The sequence below is a fragment of the Agrococcus sp. TSP3-2-1 genome (assembly GCF_049897585.1).
GTDB lineage: Bacteria > Actinomycetota > Actinomycetes > Actinomycetales > Microbacteriaceae > Agrococcus.
On sequence record NZ_JAFCWN010000018.1, the window covers coordinates 1 to 517 of the forward strand.

1 protein-coding gene is annotated in these 517 nt (G+C 72.3%); it reads left to right on the top strand.

Features of this window, described 5'->3' with window-relative positions; translation table 11 throughout:
- A partial coding sequence (locus ACP7BI_RS13330; RefSeq protein WP_425847177.1) for a DUF222 domain-containing protein occupies window positions 1-517 on the top strand: 517 nt, incomplete at both ends.

Consider the following 517-nt stretch of genomic DNA (forward strand, 5'->3'; position numbering starts at 1 on the left):
GCGCAAGCTCACCGAGGCCTGGACGACCGTCACCGACCTCCCCGCCGCGCACGCCTCCCACAAGGCCGGCCGCATCACCGGCACCCACCTGCGGGCGATCGAGCAGGCCACCGAGGCGCTCCGCACCGACCCAGCCGTCGACCCCGAGGATCGCGCTCGCGTGGAGGCGGAGCTGGTGGAGATCGCCGAGCGCGTCACCCCGTCGCAGCTGCGCTCCCGCGCGAGGCGGATCGTCGACCGGGCGATGGCCGAGCCGCTCCAGCGTCGCCACGACCGGGCGGTCGAGCAGCGTCGCGCCTGGGTCGACGACCATGACGACGGCATCACGGTGCTCTCCATGGCCGGCCCGTCCGTCACGATCCACGGCGCGTTCAACCGCGCCACTGACGCCGCCCGCACCAAGCCGAAGGACGACCCCCGCACCTTCGACCAGTACCGGCTCGACGCGCTCATGGAAGTGCTGCTCACCGGGCAAACGCCGGAGGATCTGCACGGCATCAACCAGATCTCGGCAACG